Annotated in this window: 19 protein-coding genes; 8 read left to right on the forward strand and 11 right to left on the reverse strand. The window is 66.7% G+C overall.

Annotated features, from left to right (window positions below; genetic code table 11):
• Positions 1-59 precede the first annotated feature (59 nt).
• The gene (gene flaF, locus A3OK_RS0120745; protein ID WP_019906819.1) at positions 60-419 is read right to left on the reverse strand and encodes a flagellar biosynthesis regulator FlaF; all 360 of its coding nucleotides are present in this window, start codon (positions 417-419) and stop codon (positions 60-62) included.
• Between the two features lie 298 nt (positions 420-717).
• Here flaF and A3OK_RS0120755 point away from each other — a divergent pair, with 298 nt between their 5' ends.
• Positions 718-972, forward strand: a complete 255-nt coding sequence (locus tag A3OK_RS0120755; RefSeq protein WP_019906820.1) for a hypothetical protein — start codon at positions 718-720, stop codon at positions 970-972.
• Between the two features lie 11 nt (positions 973-983).
• Here A3OK_RS0120755 and A3OK_RS24420 read toward each other — a convergent pair whose 3' ends face one another.
• The 7 genes from A3OK_RS24420 to A3OK_RS0120790 form a co-directional block, all read right to left on the reverse strand.
• A complete protein-coding gene (locus A3OK_RS24420; protein ID WP_019906821.1) occupies positions 984-1,139 on the reverse strand; it encodes a hypothetical protein in 156 nt (51 codons plus the stop codon).
• Positions 1,140-1,327: 188 nt separating this feature from the next.
• A complete protein-coding gene (locus A3OK_RS0120765) occupies positions 1,328-1,642 on the reverse strand; it encodes a hypothetical protein (RefSeq protein WP_019906822.1) in 315 nt (104 codons plus the stop codon).
• A gap of 102 nt (positions 1,643-1,744) precedes the next feature.
• Positions 1,745-2,269 (reverse strand): metallophosphoesterase, encoded by a 525-nt coding sequence (locus A3OK_RS0120770; RefSeq protein WP_019906823.1) that lies wholly within the window; start codon positions 2,267-2,269, stop codon positions 1,745-1,747.
• Between the two features lie 26 nt (positions 2,270-2,295).
• Positions 2,296-3,294 carry an energy transducer TonB gene (locus A3OK_RS0120775; RefSeq protein ID WP_019906824.1) on the reverse strand — a complete coding sequence of 333 codons (999 nt, stop codon included), beginning with the start codon at positions 3,292-3,294 and terminating at the stop codon, positions 2,296-2,298.
• A gap of 5 nt (positions 3,295-3,299) precedes the next feature.
• Entirely contained in the window at positions 3,300-3,779 is a 480-nt protein-coding gene (gene tolR / locus A3OK_RS0120780) for a protein TolR (RefSeq protein ID WP_026597494.1), read from the reverse strand.
• Positions 3,780-3,890: 111 nt separating this feature from the next.
• Positions 3,891-4,583 carry a MotA/TolQ/ExbB proton channel family protein gene (locus tag A3OK_RS0120785; protein WP_019906826.1) on the reverse strand — a complete coding sequence of 231 codons (693 nt, stop codon included), beginning with the start codon at positions 4,581-4,583 and terminating at the stop codon, positions 3,891-3,893.
• A 104-nt stretch (positions 4,584-4,687) separates the two neighbouring features.
• Positions 4,688-5,179, reverse strand: a complete 492-nt coding sequence (locus A3OK_RS0120790; protein WP_019906827.1) for a hypothetical protein — start codon at positions 5,177-5,179, stop codon at positions 4,688-4,690.
• Between the two features lie 576 nt (positions 5,180-5,755).
• Between A3OK_RS0120790 and A3OK_RS0120795 the strand changes: the two genes are divergently transcribed.
• Entirely contained in the window at positions 5,756-6,193 is a 438-nt protein-coding gene (locus tag A3OK_RS0120795; protein WP_019906828.1) for an Hsp20 family protein, read from the forward strand.
• An 80-nt stretch (positions 6,194-6,273) separates the two neighbouring features.
• Entirely contained in the window at positions 6,274-6,558 is a 285-nt protein-coding gene (locus tag A3OK_RS0120800; RefSeq protein ID WP_019906829.1) for a DUF1150 domain-containing protein, read from the forward strand.
• Positions 6,559-6,567: 9 nt separating this feature from the next.
• On the opposite strand, the gene A3OK_RS0120805 is transcribed toward A3OK_RS0120800, so the two are convergent.
• Entirely contained in the window at positions 6,568-7,365 is a 798-nt protein-coding gene (locus A3OK_RS0120805; protein WP_019906830.1) for an alpha/beta hydrolase, read from the reverse strand.
• 180 nt (positions 7,366-7,545) lie between these two features.
• Here A3OK_RS0120805 and A3OK_RS0120810 point away from each other — a divergent pair, with 180 nt between their 5' ends.
• Together A3OK_RS0120810 and infC are read left to right on the forward strand one after the other, a co-directional pair.
• On the forward strand, positions 7,546-8,781 hold the full coding sequence (locus A3OK_RS0120810) for a glycosyltransferase family 4 protein (RefSeq protein ID WP_036302417.1): 1,236 nt from the start codon (positions 7,546-7,548) through the stop codon (positions 8,779-8,781).
• A gap of 190 nt (positions 8,782-8,971) precedes the next feature.
• Entirely contained in the window at positions 8,972-9,493 is a 522-nt protein-coding gene (infC, locus tag A3OK_RS0120815; protein ID WP_019906832.1) for a translation initiation factor IF-3, read from the forward strand.
• 119 nt (positions 9,494-9,612) lie between these two features.
• On the opposite strand, the gene A3OK_RS0120820 is transcribed toward infC, so the two are convergent.
• Together A3OK_RS0120820 and A3OK_RS0120825 are read right to left on the reverse strand one after the other, a co-directional pair.
• Complete coding sequence (locus A3OK_RS0120820) at positions 9,613-11,946, reverse strand: glycogen debranching N-terminal domain-containing protein (RefSeq protein WP_019906833.1); 2,334 nt, start codon at positions 11,944-11,946, stop codon at positions 9,613-9,615.
• A 291-nt stretch (positions 11,947-12,237) separates the two neighbouring features.
• The gene (locus A3OK_RS0120825; protein ID WP_019906834.1) at positions 12,238-13,371 is read right to left on the reverse strand and encodes a glycosyltransferase family 4 protein; all 1,134 of its coding nucleotides are present in this window, start codon (positions 13,369-13,371) and stop codon (positions 12,238-12,240) included.
• Between the two features lie 472 nt (positions 13,372-13,843).
• Between A3OK_RS0120825 and A3OK_RS0120830 the strand changes: the two genes are divergently transcribed.
• The 3 genes from A3OK_RS0120830 to A3OK_RS0120840 are packed head-to-tail and all read left to right on the forward strand — an operon-like array spanning position 13,844 to position 15,502.
• On the forward strand, positions 13,844-14,209 hold the full coding sequence (locus A3OK_RS0120830) for an NADH-quinone oxidoreductase subunit A (protein ID WP_019906835.1): 366 nt from the start codon (positions 13,844-13,846) through the stop codon (positions 14,207-14,209).
• Positions 14,210-14,261: 52 nt separating this feature from the next.
• Entirely contained in the window at positions 14,262-14,849 is a 588-nt protein-coding gene (locus A3OK_RS0120835; RefSeq protein WP_019906836.1) for an NADH-quinone oxidoreductase subunit B, read from the forward strand.
• Between the two features lie 8 nt (positions 14,850-14,857).
• Positions 14,858-15,502: an NADH-quinone oxidoreductase subunit C gene (locus A3OK_RS0120840; protein ID WP_019906837.1), complete on the forward strand. Its 645-nt coding sequence runs from the start codon at positions 14,858-14,860 to the stop codon at positions 15,500-15,502.
• Positions 15,503-15,513: the final 11 nt, after the last annotated feature.

Consider the following 15,513-nt stretch of genomic DNA (forward strand, 5'->3'; position numbering starts at 1 on the left):
CGATCGTCGCGTCGGCCGGGTCCGCGGAGCGGCCGGTGGCCGGCGCCCGGTCCTGTGGTTCAGGTCCGCAGGCCGGCGGCGAGTTGGTGATTGATGTTGATCAGGGCGGAGAGCTTTTCGGCTTTCGGCTCGATCATGGTGTCGATGATGCGCTTGAACACGAAGGCCGAGAGCTGGGCGATGTTCGTCTTGATCTGGTCCGGCAGCGGGCTCTCCGGCGCGGTCGCGGCACCGGCAATGAGGGTCCAGACCTTCTGGTTGAAGTTCAGGGCCTCGTTCAGCGTCGGGCTCTGATTCGCCCAATCGGACTGGATAAGCTGGAGCCGGCCTGCCGCCTTGATGAGGACGGCCGCTTCGGCCTCCCGGGGCGTCAGCGCGGTCTGCGAGACACGCGCATAGGCATTGGCTCCATAGGACATGGCCGATCCTTCTCGAGGTGCGACCATTCCGAGTCGGGCCGCCGGGAGCGGACCCTAGACGGACCAATGTTAAAACAACGTAATGGTCGCTGCCGCCGTAATCATGCCGATAAGCTGGCGGAGGACGTGACGGGGAGCGGCCTGCTCCATCGACCAGCCGGGATCATCCAGAGCCGATGACGTGCGCCGTGGGCGAAGGGAGAGGGCCGTCCGACCCGTGCAACGCATCCGTGAGGTTTTGCGGTCATGCTGTGTTCGCGCAGTCCCACGCCGTGGGCGGGCATGACTCGTCACTGACATGATGAATTTTCTACTCGGTACGCTCGCCGGAGGGCTCATCGCTGGGATCGTCACCATCGCCGCCGTCCGTCAGCCGGAGGTGCAGGCGAAGCTGGGGCTCTATCCGGTCTCGTCGGCGCTGCTGCTACCGGCCGCTCCGCCGCGTATCGAAGCACCGTGTACCTTGGGTGGCGCTCGCCCGCAGGACGAACAGAGCGTCGGCCGGATGGATATGTTGTTCTCGAAACGTCGTTTCTGGTTCGTCGCCCCCTGAGGCGACGATGGTCAGAGGCTGCTGAGCAGGAACATCACCATGGTCGTGGCGACGGTGGTGGAGAGAAAGCCGCACAAGGCCGCCGCGAAGGAGGGGCCGGTGGCAGACAAGAGCGTGGCCTGGGACGAGAGCAGGGCCAGGTCGCTGTGCTGAGCGGAGGCGTTCATCGACAAAATCTCCCGACGGATCAGTGGCCGTCGTTCCAGATGAGCAGTGACGTGAGATCGAAGACGTGGCTGTGCGTCGCCGCACGGAATCAGTGCCTGCGGAGCGTTCCGCATGCAGTCGGACAGTTCAGAGCTTCGGTCTCAAATGATCGCCTCGAGACAGGAAGCGCGAAATCCAGGTTCGGGCGTCAGTCGCAGCGGTTGACCGCTTTCGCGGCGCGGAGCGCGCGGCTTTCACTGCGCAAGTCGATGGCGACGATGCCAGCGCCGCAATCCTCGAACGCATCCTTGGCTTCGTCGTAGCGGTCCCCGACCTCGTCGAGCGTATCGCAGACCCGGTCATGGTTGCCGAGCCGCGCTTCCTCGCGGGCCTGGAAGCGGAGGGCCGTGGCCTCCTCGACCTTCCTCTCCCCCTTGAGACAGGACGGTGCCGCCAGGGCGGGGGCGATCGTGCACAGCGCGAAGCCGAGGGCGGCGATGGGCGTTGCAAGAGCGAGGCGCATGGAAATTCCGATTCCGCGTGTCGAGAAGGTCGGTCCGTCCGTCTTTCAAGATCAGCGCCGGCGGTGATCAATCATCGTCGGTCTGCGGTTCAAACGGCGAACTCACGGCGAAGGTTCCGCAGGTTTATTGCGCCTGCGAGAGACCAGAATCTCGGCGAGGCGAACCGGCGCGCAGGCATGCACGTCGACGCCGACATCGTATTGACGCGGGATCGGGGCGAGCTTGCCATGGGAATGGCCGTGCAGGTCGAGCGCCCCGCGACCCATGCCGTTCCAGGTCCGGAAGGCGTAATGGCACAGGACGAGCCGCCGGCCTTCGACCTCGATCTCGGCGTAATGGCCGACCGAGGCCCAATCCCGCAGCGCCAGCGTGCCGGGTCCATCGTTGTTGCCGACGATGAGGTGCTTGACGCCGTTGAGTGCGCCGACGATCTGCGCGATCCGCTCGTCCGTAGGGCCGAGCGCCACGTCGCCGAGATGCCAGACGGTGTCGTCGGGAGCGACCCTCTCGTTCCAGTTCGCGATCAGGCCGGCATCGTGGGCCGCGAGGTCCGGATAGGGACGCCGATCGATGTTCAGCGCACGCCTGTCGCCGAAATGCGTGTCGCTGGTGAACCAGACCGCCATCCTTCACTTAAGCCGAGCCGACCGGCTCAGCCGCCGGGCCGGAAGCGCATGGGAACGGTGACGGCGAGGCTGCTCACGGTGACGCCGGCAGGCGCTGCCGGCAGCGAGCCCCGTACGGCGGCGAGCGCCGCGCCGTCGATCACGCTGATGCCGCTGCTGCTGGCGAGGCCGGCACTCAGCACCTGACCCGACCGCGAGACGGTGAAGCGCACCACCGCGGTTCCGCCCGCGGTGCCCGCGGCGGCGTTGCGGTTCATGCGGCCGTTGATGGCAGAGGCCAGCGCCCCCTGCCATTGGCGCAGGGCGCTCGGATCGTTGCCGGCGGCGGCCGCGCCGGCGCTGCTCTGGCGCGAGGACGAGGCCGAGTTCTGCTGCGAGCGGCCGGCGCCCTCCTGGGCCTGGCGCTTGCTGGCTTCGCGCGCCGCCTTCAGCTTGGCTTCGCGCTTCGCCTCCTGAACGGCCTCGCGCTTGGCTTCCAGCTGCTCCTGCCGCTTGGCCTCGATCCGTGGGTCGGGCTTGGGCTTGGGCTTCGGTTTGGCGACCTCGATGGGCTTTGCCGGCTCGGGCGGCTTGGCCACCACCGGAGGCGGCGGGGCGAGTGGCTCCGCGATCTCGGCGGTGGAGGTGACGACCTGATCTTCCGGCGGAACCTCGGCGACGGTGTCCGGAATCGTGACCGGCTGGGTCTCGTCGGGCGGGATTTCGGCGGTCTCGGGGGGCTTCACCTCCACCATTTCGGGGGGCTTCACCTCGTCCACGGTCTCCGGCGTCTCGGTGGGCGTCACCTCGGACGGAGGCGGCACCGCCGCCGCCATCTCGGCGGGCGCCTGGGCTTCCGCTTCCGTCGATTGCGGAGCGAGATCGATGGTGATCGTGTTCTCTCCGGGGGGCGCCTTGGGCGCCTGGCCGAACAGCATCATGCCCGCCAGCACCGTCAGGTGCAGCACGAAGGCCACGAGGAAGGCGGCAGCGAGTCCCGTGGGACCTTGCGGTCCGGGTTCACGTGTCGAGACGAGGGCGCTCATCGGGTCTACCGCGATGCTCCACTCGCGGCGGGAGCCGCCGGAAGCGCTCCGCCCGGCGATTGCGCGATCAGGGACACCTTGGTGAACCCGGCCTGCCCGACGAGGCCCATCACCTCCATGATCTTGCCGTAGGGCACGTCCTTGTCGCCGCGCACCAGCATCACCTGGGTCGGGTCTTCGGCCGCCAGCGCCTTCAGGCGCGGCATGATCGTCTCGGGCGTCAGCTCGTCCTTCGCCAGGAAGGGCTTGCCTTCCTTGTCGATGGAGATCTCGACGGGCTTCTTCGCCTGCGCGACCTTGGCGGCGGTGGTCTTGGGCAATTGCACCGGCACGCCCGTCGTCATCAGGGGGGCCGCGACCATGAAGATGATCAGCAGCACCAGCATCACGTCCACCATCGGGGTGACGTTGATCTCGGACATCGGCGCGGAATCGAGGTCGTCATCGTCGTCGCCGCCGCTGGCGCGGATCGAACCCATTGCCATCGTTCGCCCTCCAGGGCATCGGCGGCCGGCTCGAGGGCCCGCCGCATGTCGTCATAGTGCCGCCGCGTGCGCGCCGGCCGTGAATGCTTCGTCGAGCGGAGAAGGGACGCGCTACTCGGCGGCTGCGGCGTGCGGGACGCCCTTGCGGTCTCGGGCGAGACGATTGCCGAGGATGCCGATGCCGGCGACGAAGGCGGATTGCACGCGGCCGAGATCGTTGGTCAGCTTGTTGTAGGCCATCACCGCCGGGATCGCGACGATGAGGCCGATCGCCGTGGCGAAGAGTGCCTCCGCGATGCCGGGAGCCACCACGGCGAGCGAGGTGTCCTGGCTCTGCGCGATGGACGAGAACGAGTTCATGATGCCCCAGACCGTGCCGAACAGGCCGATGAAGGGGGCCGTGGAGCCGGAGGTCGCCAACAGAGGCAGACCGCCCTGGAGCCGCTTCACCCGGAGCGTCAGGGCGGCCCGCATGGCGCGCTCGATGCGGTCGCGACGCTCGGCGCGGGTCTCGGTGGCATCCTGGTCACGCCAGGCTTCGAGGCCCGCCTGCACGATGCTCGCATCGATCCCCGAACCCGTGGCTTCGAGCGAGCCGCCCGAACGCACCAGCGTGTCGAAGTTCCTGGCCTGACGCTTGGCTGCGGCGAAGCGGACGAGCTTCTCGAACACCACCGTCCAGCAGGCGATCGAGGCGATCACGAGCAGGATCATGACGCTTTTGACGATCGGGTCGGCCTGAAGGAACAGGCCGATGAAGGAAAAGTCGTGGGCGGCGGCGGCCGGCGCGGAGGTCGGATCCATGGCGGGCTCCTCGGGGTTCGTTGAGCGGTGGCGATCGCCGAGGGGCGACCGGATGGCGTGTAGGGGAGGCGGTGGACGCCTCGTGTCGGCTCAGCGCGTGCGGCTCAGCGCGTGAAGGTCGCGCTCGTCTTGCTCTCGGTCTCGATCCGGTCGAGGCACGTCTCGCGGCTGGCCTCACCGCCTTCGCAGGCGAGGACGTCGTTCAGGAGCACGCGGCCGATCTTCGGACAGGCGAGGGCGGGGAAATCGAACAGCCGCACCATGGTCTTGCGGTCCTGGACGGGGCCGAGCTCGACGGCGAGGCGCTTCTGCGCGATGCCGTCCGTATCGAAGGCGAAGAGATCGACCTTGAGGGATTTCAGCGCGGTGCCGCGGCTGTTGTCCACGAGAAGATAGGTGCGGCAGGCCTCGCCCGCCGGCTCGAGCCGGTTGAGTTCGAGCTTCAGAACGGGCGCCTTGGCATCCTGCGCGAGGGCGGAGCCGGTCCATCCCGCGGTGAGGGCGGCGAGCAGCGCCAGGCCGACGGCCCGAGCGGGCAAGACGGATGAAGCGGGCAAGACGGATGAGAAGTCGATCACGCGGTGCGCCTCGTTCATAACGGTCCGGTTCTCCTCGGTAGCGACGGTCCTTCGTCGCGTGCCCTGGTCGCGTGCGTCGAAACGCCATAGCAAGCCGACATCGCCGAGACCTCCCAAACTGGGCTCGTCCCGGACAATTCCTCGGCTGAGAGCGCAACGCTCGCGTTTCGGTGCTGCTTTGCCTGACGCCCGACTTCGCACCGCCGCATCGTTCACCGTGGCGCGGAGTATCCGAGTTGACGCTGGGAGATCAAGCTATGTGCTGAAAATCAGAGCAGTTCCAAACTGTTACTGCAACGCTCAGTCACGCGTCCGGCATTTCCTAAAACTCCCACATGTATTGCCTAATGCTCCCGAATTCTGTCTCGACGCCCGTGAAAGCGCTCACGTGAGCAGGTCTGCAGCGCGTGGGGGAGGGCGCGGTGGCGATCTCGAAAGTCGTCGACGATCCAAGCCCTTGATGACGCTTTTCCAGATCTCCATATCGCGATGACCGGCAGGCGACCGCCGGGAGGAGTGCTGCCACAGGCGGGTTCCGACAGATCGAAGTGCCTCACCGTATCGTCCCCGGGGCTTCGCTAAGGACAAGATCACGTGACGACACGGCCCTCTCCGTTCGGACATCCGTTTCTACTCGGCTTCGACGAGATCGAGCAGGCGCTCGACCGTGTGTCGAAAGCGGCCAATGACGGGTATCCGCCCTACAATATCGAGCGCGTGGCCCGCTCGGACGACGAGCCCGAACGGCTCCGGATCACCCTCGCGGTGGCCGGGTTCACCCGAGACCAGCTCGATGTGATGCTGGAAGAGAACCAGCTCGTGGTGCGGGGGCGTCAGGTCGACGACAAGGCGCGGCAGTTCTTGCACCGGGGCATCGCGGCCCGCCAGTTCCAGCGTGCCTTCCTCCTTGCCGACGGCATGGAGGTGATGGGTGCGGACCTCTCGAACGGCCTTCTCTCCATCGATCTGACCCGGCCGGAACCGGAACGGATCGTCCGAAAGATTGCCATCGCGTCCCGCGACGACATCTGAACGCATGTCACCGACTCACCGGGTTCGGGCCGTCGCGGCGCCGGACCGGAGAGCAAGCTCTGCCTCGAAAGGGGGGCATCATGACCGATTTCAATCCGAACCCGATCACACAGGCCGATCTCGACCCCGCCGATTTCAACGCTGCCGATCTCGCGGCCCTGGGCGAAGGCCACATCGCCTATGTCCGGCCGATCCGCTCCGACGAGGTGAAGCGGCTGTTCCCGCAGGCCCCTGACCTGACGCCGGGCATGGACCTGTTCGCGCTGCTCTCGGCCAGCGGCAGTCCGATCCTCCTCGCCGATTCGCGCGACGTGATCGTCGCCAATGCGATGGCCAACGACCTGTTCGCGGTCAGCCTTCACTAGGCAGCCGCACTAAGCAGACGGTGCCGCTCGGCCGATCTCGGCCACCGCCGCCAGCAGCCGCGCGAGATCCTGCGGACGCGACAGGCGGTGGTCGCCATCGGCGATGAGGGTGAGGACGGTGCCGGGTGCCGGCAGCCGTTCCACCGTCGCGAGCGCGTGGGCGTAGGGCACGTCGGGATCCTGCATGCCCTGGAGGATGTGCACCGGGCAACCCGGATCGATCGGGCCGCCGAGAAGCAGGTGCCGGCGTCCGTCCTCGATCAGCGCCATCGTCGTGGGCACCGGCTCCGGCCCGTATTCCGTGGGCCGCATCCACACGCCGTCCCGCTCCATGATCTCGCGGATGCCTCGCGGGAAGCGCTCCCACATCAGGCTCTGCGTGAAATCGAGCGCGGGGGCGATCAGCACCATTCCGGCGAGCGCGGCATCGCCGCGGCGCGCGCGTGCCCTGGCGGCGAGGCAGGCGATCCAGCCGCCCATCGACGACCCGACGAGGATCGCCGGACCCTTCACCGTCGCATCGAGCACGGCCATGGCGTCTTCGAGCCAGGTCGAGATCGTCGCATCGGCGAATTCGCCCTCCGATTCGCCGTGCCCGGTATAGTCGAACCGGACGAGGGCGCGGCCATTGTCCCGCGCCCAGGCATCGAGGACCATCGCCTTGGTCGCGCCCATATCGGAGCGGAAGCCCCCGAGCCAGACCAGGGTAGGCCCGTCTCCCTCGCGGATTTGCACCGCGAGGCGGCGCGCGGGCTCACCCTCTCCCACCGTGATGAAGAGGGGCGCTTGGCTGCTCGCTGAGTCCATTCGTGATCCTCGATCCGACGAAACCGACAACTGAATGCGATGCAGTCGCATTTCGTTTACCGAGCCGTAAAGCGTGCCCCCGATGCTGGAGACCATGATCGAGACGCGAGACGGATACCGTCACCCCCCTGAATCCCGGGTTCCGCCGGTTCAGCCGTTCCGCAAGGCGTCGGTCAAGGGATTGGCGACGTGAGCGGCGGCGAGCGATTCGGCGCCGGCTTCCCGAGCGAGGCGCAGCCGCTGGCGGGCGCGACGATCCTCCAGATCATCCCGGCCCTCGACGCGGGCGGGGCCGAGCGCACCACCGTGGACGTGGCCGCCGCCCTCGCGGCCGTGGGCGCGCGGGCTCTGGTGGCGACGGAGGGCGGACGGCTCGTCGGCGAGATGCAGGCCAAGGGTGGAACCTGGCTGCCCTTCCCGGCCGCCTCCAAGAACCCGCTCGCCATGGCGCTGAATGTCGGGCGGCTCGCCGGCCTGTGCCGGCGGGAGGGGGTCGAGATCATTCATGCCCGCTCGCGGGCGCCGGCCTGGGTCGCACTCGGAGCGGCCCGCAGGCTGAAGATCCCCTACGTCACCACCTATCACGGCAGCTATTCGGGGCGGACCGGGGTGAAGGTGCTCTACAATTCGGTGATGGCGCGCGGCGACGTGGTCATCGCCAATTCGCATTACACCGCCGACCTCATCCGCATGCTGCACCCCGAGCAGGCCGGCGACCGGGTCCGTGTGGTTCATCGCGGCACCGATCTCGCCCAGTTCTCTCCCGGCGCCGTGGCGCCGGCCCGGGTCGAGGCCCTGCGCCGGTCCTGGGGCGTCGCCCCGCATCAGCGGGTCGTTCTCCTCGCCGCCCGGCTCACCGCCTGGAAGGGGCAGCGCGTGCTGATCGAGGCCGCCTCGGTCCTGCGAGACCGCGGCATTGCCGATGTCTCCTTCGTCCTGGCCGGCGATCCACAGGGACGCTCGGCCTACGAGCGCGAACTCGATGCGCTGATCGAGGCGCGCGGATTGCGCGAGATCGTCCTGCGGGTCGGCCATTGCACCGACATGCCGGCTGCCTTCCGCGCGGCCTCGGTGGTCGCGGTTCCGTCCGTCGAGCCGGAGGCCTTCGGGCGTTCCGCGGTGGAGGCCCAGGCCCTCGGTACGCCGGTGGTGGTCTCGGATCTCGGCGCCGTGCCGGAGACGGTGCTCGCCCCGCCGGAAGTGCCGGCGGCGCAGCGCACCGGCTGGCGGGTGCCGCCCGGCGATGCGCCGGCCCTGGCCGAGGCCCTGCTGGAGGCGCTCAACCTCGGGGCGAGCGCGCGCGACGCCATGACCCGGCGCGGACGCGCCCATGTGGAGGCGCATTTCTCCCTCGACGGCATGGTGGGTGCCACCCTCGACGTCTATGCCGGGCTCCTCGCCGGCCGTCCCCGGTGAGGCCTTATCGGCCGCTTCCGTGAACCAAACCGGCTCGCGCCTGTTGACACGGCACGCAGTTCGGACATGGTGTCCGCAACCGGATTGCCGGAGCGATTGGTGGCCAGGTCTAGCCCTTCGGGTGACGTCCGCAGGCTGCCGTTTCGTCGTTCACTAGGAGATTGAAGCCATTCGTAGACCAATGAGAGCCATGCCGGCCCCGCAGAAGGACGGGCCGCGCGCCAATCGGGACATCCGTGGTGTCCGCGAAGTGCAGCTCATCGATGATACCGGGCAGAACCGCGGTGTCGTTGCCTTCTTCGACGCGCTCACCCTTGCCGAAGAGGCGGGCCTCGATCTCGTGGAGATCGCGCCGAACTCCGTTCCTCCCGTCTGTAAGCTTCTCGATTACGGCCGCTTCCGCTTCAACGAACAGAAGAAGCAGAACGAGGCCCGCAAGAAGCAGAAGACGGTCGAGGTCAAGGAGATCAAGCTCCGGCCGGGCATCGACAAGCACGACTACGACACCAAGATGAAGGCCGTCATCCGCTTCTTCGAAGAAGGCGACAAGGTGAAGGTGACCCTTCGCTTCCGTGGCCGCGAGATGGCCCACCAGGATATCGGACTGCGCCTGCTCGAACGGGTGAAGAACGAGACCCAGGAGATCGCCAAGGTGGAAAGCGAGCCGATGCTCGAAGGCCGCCAGATGATCATGATCCTGGCGCCGCGCTGATCGTCTCGACGGATTAACCGTTTCGTGAAAACGCCGCTTCCCTCTGGGAGGCGGCGTTTTTCGTTGGGCTCGCGTCTAAAGAGGCGGTCGTGCGACCGCCTCTTCGTGGTTTTCGTCCGCTACTTCACCACCGAGACCTGTGCGTCGCCGACGCGCCGCAGCACGTTGACGGTGACGTCACTGCCGTAGCGCTGGACCCGCAGGTCGATCCGTGATTCGCCGAGCTTCAGGTTGAAGATCGAGACGCCTTCGAGGAAGTCCGGCAGGGTCGGATTGCGCAGTCGGATGCGGTTGCGGTCGTGCTGGATCTCGAGGCCGATACAGGCCGAGAGGAAGGCGAACGGTGCCGCCGCCGCCCAAGCCTGGGGCGAGCAGGCCACCGGGTAGGAGACCGGTCCGCGCTGGTTGCGACGCATGAAGCCGCAGAACAGCTCCGGCAGCCGCTTCTGGTCTTGGTAGAGGGCGGTATCGAACATGCCCTGGAAGATGCGGGACGCTTCCGGCTTCAGGTCGTAGCGGGCGAGGCCCATCGCGACCAGGGCGTTGTCGTGCGGCCAGATCGAGCCGTTATGGTAGGACATCGGGTTGTACCGAGCCTCACCGCGCGCGATCGTGCGCACGCCCCAGCCGTTGAATCCGTCCTTCGACAGGAGGTTGGCGGCGACGCTGGCGGCACGCTCCGGCAGGGCGATGCCGGTGAAGAGGGCGTGACCGGCATTGGACGAGCGCACGGCGCATTGCTTCTTCGCCCCGTCGAGGGCCAGCGCATAGGTGCCGATCTCCTCGCACCAGAAGGCCTTGTCGAAGCTCTCGCGCAGGTGACGGGCCTCGTCGCCGAGACGGGCGGCGAACGCGTCATGGCCGAGAAGGGTAGCGAGCTTGGCCATGCCGTTCTTGGCGGCATAGACGTAGCCCTGGACCTCGCAGAGCGCGATCGGGCCTTTGGCGAGCTGCCCGTCGGTATGGAAGATCGAGTCGTGGCTGTCCTTCCAGCCCTGATTCTCGAGGCCCTTGTCGGTATCGCGGGCATATTCGACGAAGCCGTCGCCGTCCCGGTCGCCGTATTTGTTCATCCATTCGACGGCGAGTTCGAGCGCCGGCCAGATCCTGGCGATGGTCTCGCGGTCGCCGGTGACGGCGTAATACTCGTAGGCCAGCATGACGAAGAGCGGCGTGCCGTCGATCGTCCCGTAATAGTGCCGGAACGGCACCTCGCCGAGCATCGCCATCTCACCGCGACGGGTCTCGTGCAGCACCTTGCCGGGCTGCGCGTCGGCGGCGGGGTCCGTCGCCTTGGCCTGGGTCGAGGCGAGGTAGCGCAGGACGCCCTTGGCGAAATTCGGGTCAATCCAGAGCGCCATCATCGCGGTGATGATGCCGTCGCGGCCGAAGACGGTGGAGTACCAGGGGATGCCGGCGAAGGGGTAGATGCCCTCCGGCGTGCGGCTCGCCAGCATGTAGAGGTCGGCGGTGGCGCGGCAGGCCGCCTCGTTGAACTGGTCGTTCGATGAGATGATCGTGGTGATGCCGGCCGTGAGCTGGCGCAGGTCCCGGCGCGCATCGCGATAGGCGCGGGCGAAGATCACGCCTTCTCCGAGCCCCTTCGGATGGCGCGCGCCGGCGCCGCTTCCGGCCGCCTGGGACAGGCCCGCGGCGGCGTCCTCGCCGACCTTCTCGGCGGCAGGCGCGCTGGTGAAGGCCCGGTGCGATTCGCAGACGACGCGGATGAACAGCGACGCCCGGCCGCCCGGCGGAAGCGAGACCTCGAACTCGGCGCGGCCCGGCTCGATATGTTTCGGCTTCGGCCCGAAATGCAGGCTCGTGGTGCGCACCACCTCGTCGAGGCCGACATAGCGGAACTGGACCTCCGATCCGCTGGCCACCTGGACGCTGCGCTTGCCGCGGACCGGGCGGTCCATGCCGCGCACCTCGAACAGGTCGCGGAAATCGGCGTCGAAGGTCACGCCGACCTTCAGGTGCCAATGTCGCGAATCGTAATTGCGCAGGCCGATCCGGTCGTAGCAGGCGCCCTTGAACAGGAACTTGGTCCGCTCGATCGCGATCAGTTCGCGCGGGATGGTGGTCTCGTCATGGGCATCGATGCGGATGTCCGGCGTCGTCATGTCGACGCTGAGCGCGCCGTTATCGTCCTGCATCACCGAGGAGAGCAGCAGCGGCCGCTGATCCTCGACGGTGAAACCGAGGCGCGACAGGTAGCGCGTATCCTGGAAGTACAGACCTTCGGGGCCGGGAAGCACGCCGATATCGCCGTAGCTGTCGAGGACGGCGAAAGCCTCGCCGTATTTCAGCGACCGTAACGGCCGCTCGACCAGCGAGGTCTGCGCCTCGATATGATATTGCGGCAGCACCTCGTCGGCATCCTGGAAGCCCTGTCCCAAGCCGTTCGCGCTGGGACCATCCTGTGTCGTCGCCGTGGAAGTGTTCGCCGCCATGCTGGAACGTCTCCGGGAAATGAGCTGCCGGATCTGCGGCATCGAAGCCGGGCCTTACCCGCCCTGACCCCGCAGATCGGTGTGTCGCATCGAACGATCGCGAACGGGAGGTCCGCGCGTCGGCACGCTGGGCTGAACCTCAGACTCGCGAATCAAAAGGCCGCCGATCGCGACCAGGCGACTCGGCGGCCTTCTGGAACCGGTATCGACAATGCTCGCATGGAGCGCCGCCGACGCGGAGAAGGTTAGCAAGGCTGGTGCCCGATGGCATCAACCTTTTGGAAACGTTTTTTAAGCGGGCATCGCCGCGGCGGAGAGCGACGGACGGGCCGAGCCGTTGAGATCGCCGTAATGCGGGGTGAAGCCGCCCGCATGGGGCATCTTGATCACGTTTTTCTCGCCGGCGATCAACTGCTCGTAGACCGCGACGTATTTCTTCACCATGCACTCGGCGGTGAACTGCGTCTCGAAATGCCGGCGGACGCCGGCGCGGCTCATGGTCTTCACCTTGTGCACGGCCGCGACCGCGTCATCCATCGTCTCGCACAGGACGCCGCTGACGCCGTCGGCGATGACCTCGGGGACCGAGCCGTTGCGGAACGCGATCACCGGGGTACCGGCCGACATCGCCTCGATCATGACGAGGCCGAACGGCTCCGGCCAGTCGATCGGGAAGGCCAGCGCCAGCGCGTTTCCGAGGAAGTCCTTTTTCTGTTCCTCGTTGATCTCACCGATATACTCGACGAGCGGATGGTGGATCATCGGCTCGATGACCTCATCCCAGTAATCCTGGTCGGCCTTGTCGACCTTGGCCGCGATCTTCAGCTTCACGCCGGACTGGATCGCCATCTGGATCGCACGGTCGGGGCGCTTCTCGGGTGAGATGCGGCCGAGGAAGGCGAGGTATCCGCCCTTGGCATCCGGATAATACGGGCAATTCTCTGCCGGCAGGCCGTGATGGATGGTCGACTGCCAGTTCGAGTTCGACGGCATCGGCTCACGCTGGTTGTCGGAGATCGACACCAGGGGCATGCCGGTGAAGGTGCGATAGACCGGCATGAAATCCGGGACGTCGAGGCGGCCGTGCATGGTCGTCACGCACTTGTGGTACAGGTCCTCGAACATCGGATACTGCAGGAGATCGATGTGGAAGTGCAGCACATCGAATTCGTGCGCCCGCTTGTGCACATTGTGCAGCATCGCCAGGTGGCTCGCGGTATGGTCGCGGTAGCCCAGCAGGCGAAGCCCCTCCGGCGTGCAGGCCGCGAGCTTTGCAGAGGTCTCGGAATCGCCGCTTGCGAACAGAGTCACGTCATGTCCCTGGCGGACGAGTTCTTCCGTGATCCACGATACGACGCGCTCGGTACCGCCATAGAACTTAGGAGGGACAGCCTCCGAGAGCGGAGCAATCTGGGCAATGCGCACGAAACGTCTCCTGTAAGGTCGAATATTGCGACGACCTAACGCCATCCGGCCTGAGTGGGACATGAACGGAACTCACGGCTAAGGTTATGGTTCCTCGCCCCGCCAGGGCGCCATTCCCTATCGTCGTCGAGGCGCCGGATGTCCCCGGTATCCTCGTTTCCAGACCTCCCGAGACGATCGCGGGACACGCCCGAGCCGACTGAGGAACCCTGCGGGCAAGCGGCCGAAAGCCCGCGTGGCGACGGGGGTGGAGCCGGCCGGGACGCGGCCTGCGCGGATCGGTCGTGTTGCCGGAGGTCACCCGGCACTTACTTGCCTACCGCATGGCCGGATTTGTGCGACGCACGATGCCCTTGTTTCGCTCCGAGGGGTCGTCTAAGCCTCGCGCCAGCGCAGTCTGGCATTGGAGCAATTCCATACCCATCGAGCGCTCGCGAGGCGTTTCGCCCGCCACGAACACGAGAGGTGTCGCATGACAGGCCTGCTGGCGGATTACCTGCCGCTCATCGTCTTCATCGGCGTGTCCGTCTTCATCGCGGCGGCTCTCCTCGTCGCGCCGTTCCTGGTTGCCTACAGCAGCCCGGATCCGGAGAAACTCTCGGCCTACGAGTGCGGCTTCAACGCTTTCGACGACGCCCGCATGAAGTTCGACGTGCGGTTCTACCTCGTCGCGATCCTGTTCATCATCTTCGACCTGGAAGTGGCCTTCCTGTTCCCCTGGGCGATCACCTTCGGGGAGCTCGGCTGGTTCGGCATGTGGTCGATGATGGCCTTCCTCGGCGTGCTCACGGTCGGGTTCGTCTACGAGTGGCGCAAGGGCGCCCTCGAATGGGACTGATCGTCCCTCCGACCTGACATCGCATTGCCCGAAGCCTGATCCCGAGAAACCGATGGCCTTCAGCCCCGACATCACCCGGATCCCAGCCGTCGCCCCGGCACCGAAGGGGATCATCGATCCCAATACCGGCCGGCCGATCGGCGCCGACGATCCGACCTTCCTGTCGATCAATAGCGAACTCGCCGATCGCGGATTCCTCATCACTTCGACGGACGACCTCATCAACTGGGCCCGCACCGGGTCGCTGATGTGGATGACGTTCGGTCTCGCCTGCTGCGCGGTCGAGATGATGCAGATGTCGATGCCGCGCTACGATTGCGAGCGCTTCGGCTTCGCCCCGCGCGGATCGCCGCGCCAGTCCGACGTTATGATCGTCGCCGGCACGCTCACCAACAAGATGGCCCCGGCCCTGCGCAAGGTCTACGACCAGATGCCGGAGCCGCGCTACGTCATTTCCATGGGCTCCTGCGCCAATGGCGGCGGCTACTACCATTATTCCTATTCGGTGGTGCGCGGCTGCGACCGGGTGGTGCCGGTGGACATCTACGTGCCCGGCTGCCCGCCCACGGCGGAGGCGCTGCTCTACGGCGTGCTCCTTTTGCAGAAGAAGATCCGCCGTACCGGCACGATCGAGCGCTGAGGACCGCGATGAGCAACGGCATCTCGATCCTCGCCCATACCGCCGCCCCAGCCGACGGCTCGCTCCAGGCGCTCAGCGACCATGTCGGCGCGGCGCTCGGCCCGGCCATCGTCTCGCGCACGATCGCCTTCGGCGAACTCACCCTGAACGTCCAGGCGAGCGACATCGTCTATGCGCTGACCTACCTGCGCGACGACCCGGCCTGCGCCTTCCGCTGCTTCATCGACATCTGCGGCGCGGATTATCCCAATCGGGAGAAGCGGTTCGACGTCGTCTACCACCTGCTCTCGCTGCGCCATAACAGCCGTATCCGGGTGAAGGTGCAGACCGACGACCAGACGGCCGTGCCGAGCGTCATCGACGTTTTCCCGGCGGCGAACTGGTTCGAGCGCGAAACCTACGACCTCTACGGAATCCTGTTTTCCGGTCATCCGGACCTGCGCCGGCTGCTCACCGATTACGGGTTCGAAGGACACCCCCTGCGCAAGGACTTCCCGCTCACCGGCTTCGTCGAGGTTCGCTACGACCAGGACGAGGCGCGCGTGGTCTACGAACCGGTGAAGCTGACGCAGGAATTCCGGAACTTCGACTTCCTCTCGCCATGGGAGGGCACGGAGTACGTGCTCCCCGGCGACGAGAAGAAATCGGCTTGAGCGGCGGAGCG

Origin of the sequence: Methylobacterium sp. 77, from assembly GCF_000372825.1 — a bacterium.
Taxonomy (GTDB): domain Bacteria; phylum Pseudomonadota; class Alphaproteobacteria; order Rhizobiales; family Beijerinckiaceae; genus Methylobacterium.

Bases quoted from the DNA above. Each gene is read 5' to 3' on its own strand.
- A3OK_RS0120770 (WP_019906823.1), bottom strand. From the start codon at position 2,269: ATGGCGGTCTGGTTCACCAGCGACACGCATTTCGGCGACAGGCGTGCG.
- infC (WP_019906832.1), top strand. From the start codon at position 8,972: ATGCCGGCCCCGCAGAAGGACGGGCCGCGCGCCAATCGGGACATCCGT.
- A3OK_RS0120830 (WP_019906835.1), top strand. From the start codon at position 13,844: ATGACAGGCCTGCTGGCGGATTACCTGCCGCTCATCGTCTTCATCGGC.
- A3OK_RS0120835 (WP_019906836.1), top strand. From the start codon at position 14,262: ATGGCCTTCAGCCCCGACATCACCCGGATCCCAGCCGTCGCCCCGGCA.
- tolR (WP_026597494.1), bottom strand. From the start codon at position 3,779: ATGGCAATGGGTTCGATCCGCGCCAGCGGCGGCGACGACGATGACGAC.
- A3OK_RS0120840 (WP_019906837.1), top strand. From the start codon at position 14,858: ATGAGCAACGGCATCTCGATCCTCGCCCATACCGCCGCCCCAGCCGAC.
- A3OK_RS0120820 (WP_019906833.1), bottom strand. From the start codon at position 11,946: ATGGCGGCGAACACTTCCACGGCGACGACACAGGATGGTCCCAGCGCG.
- A3OK_RS0120765 (WP_019906822.1), bottom strand. From the start codon at position 1,642: ATGCGCCTCGCTCTTGCAACGCCCATCGCCGCCCTCGGCTTCGCGCTG.
- flaF (WP_019906819.1), bottom strand. From the start codon at position 419: ATGTCCTATGGAGCCAATGCCTATGCGCGTGTCTCGCAGACCGCGCTG.
- A3OK_RS0120800 (WP_019906829.1), top strand. From the start codon at position 6,274: ATGACCGATTTCAATCCGAACCCGATCACACAGGCCGATCTCGACCCC.
- A3OK_RS0120775 (WP_019906824.1), bottom strand. From the start codon at position 3,294: ATGAGCGCCCTCGTCTCGACACGTGAACCCGGACCGCAAGGTCCCACG.
- A3OK_RS0120805 (WP_019906830.1), bottom strand. From the start codon at position 7,365: ATGGACTCAGCGAGCAGCCAAGCGCCCCTCTTCATCACGGTGGGAGAG.
- A3OK_RS0120790 (WP_019906827.1), bottom strand. From the start codon at position 5,179: ATGAACGAGGCGCACCGCGTGATCGACTTCTCATCCGTCTTGCCCGCT.
- A3OK_RS0120755 (WP_019906820.1), top strand. From the start codon at position 718: ATGATGAATTTTCTACTCGGTACGCTCGCCGGAGGGCTCATCGCTGGG.
- A3OK_RS24420 (WP_019906821.1), bottom strand. From the start codon at position 1,139: ATGAACGCCTCCGCTCAGCACAGCGACCTGGCCCTGCTCTCGTCCCAG.
- A3OK_RS0120785 (WP_019906826.1), bottom strand. From the start codon at position 4,583: ATGGATCCGACCTCCGCGCCGGCCGCCGCCGCCCACGACTTTTCCTTC.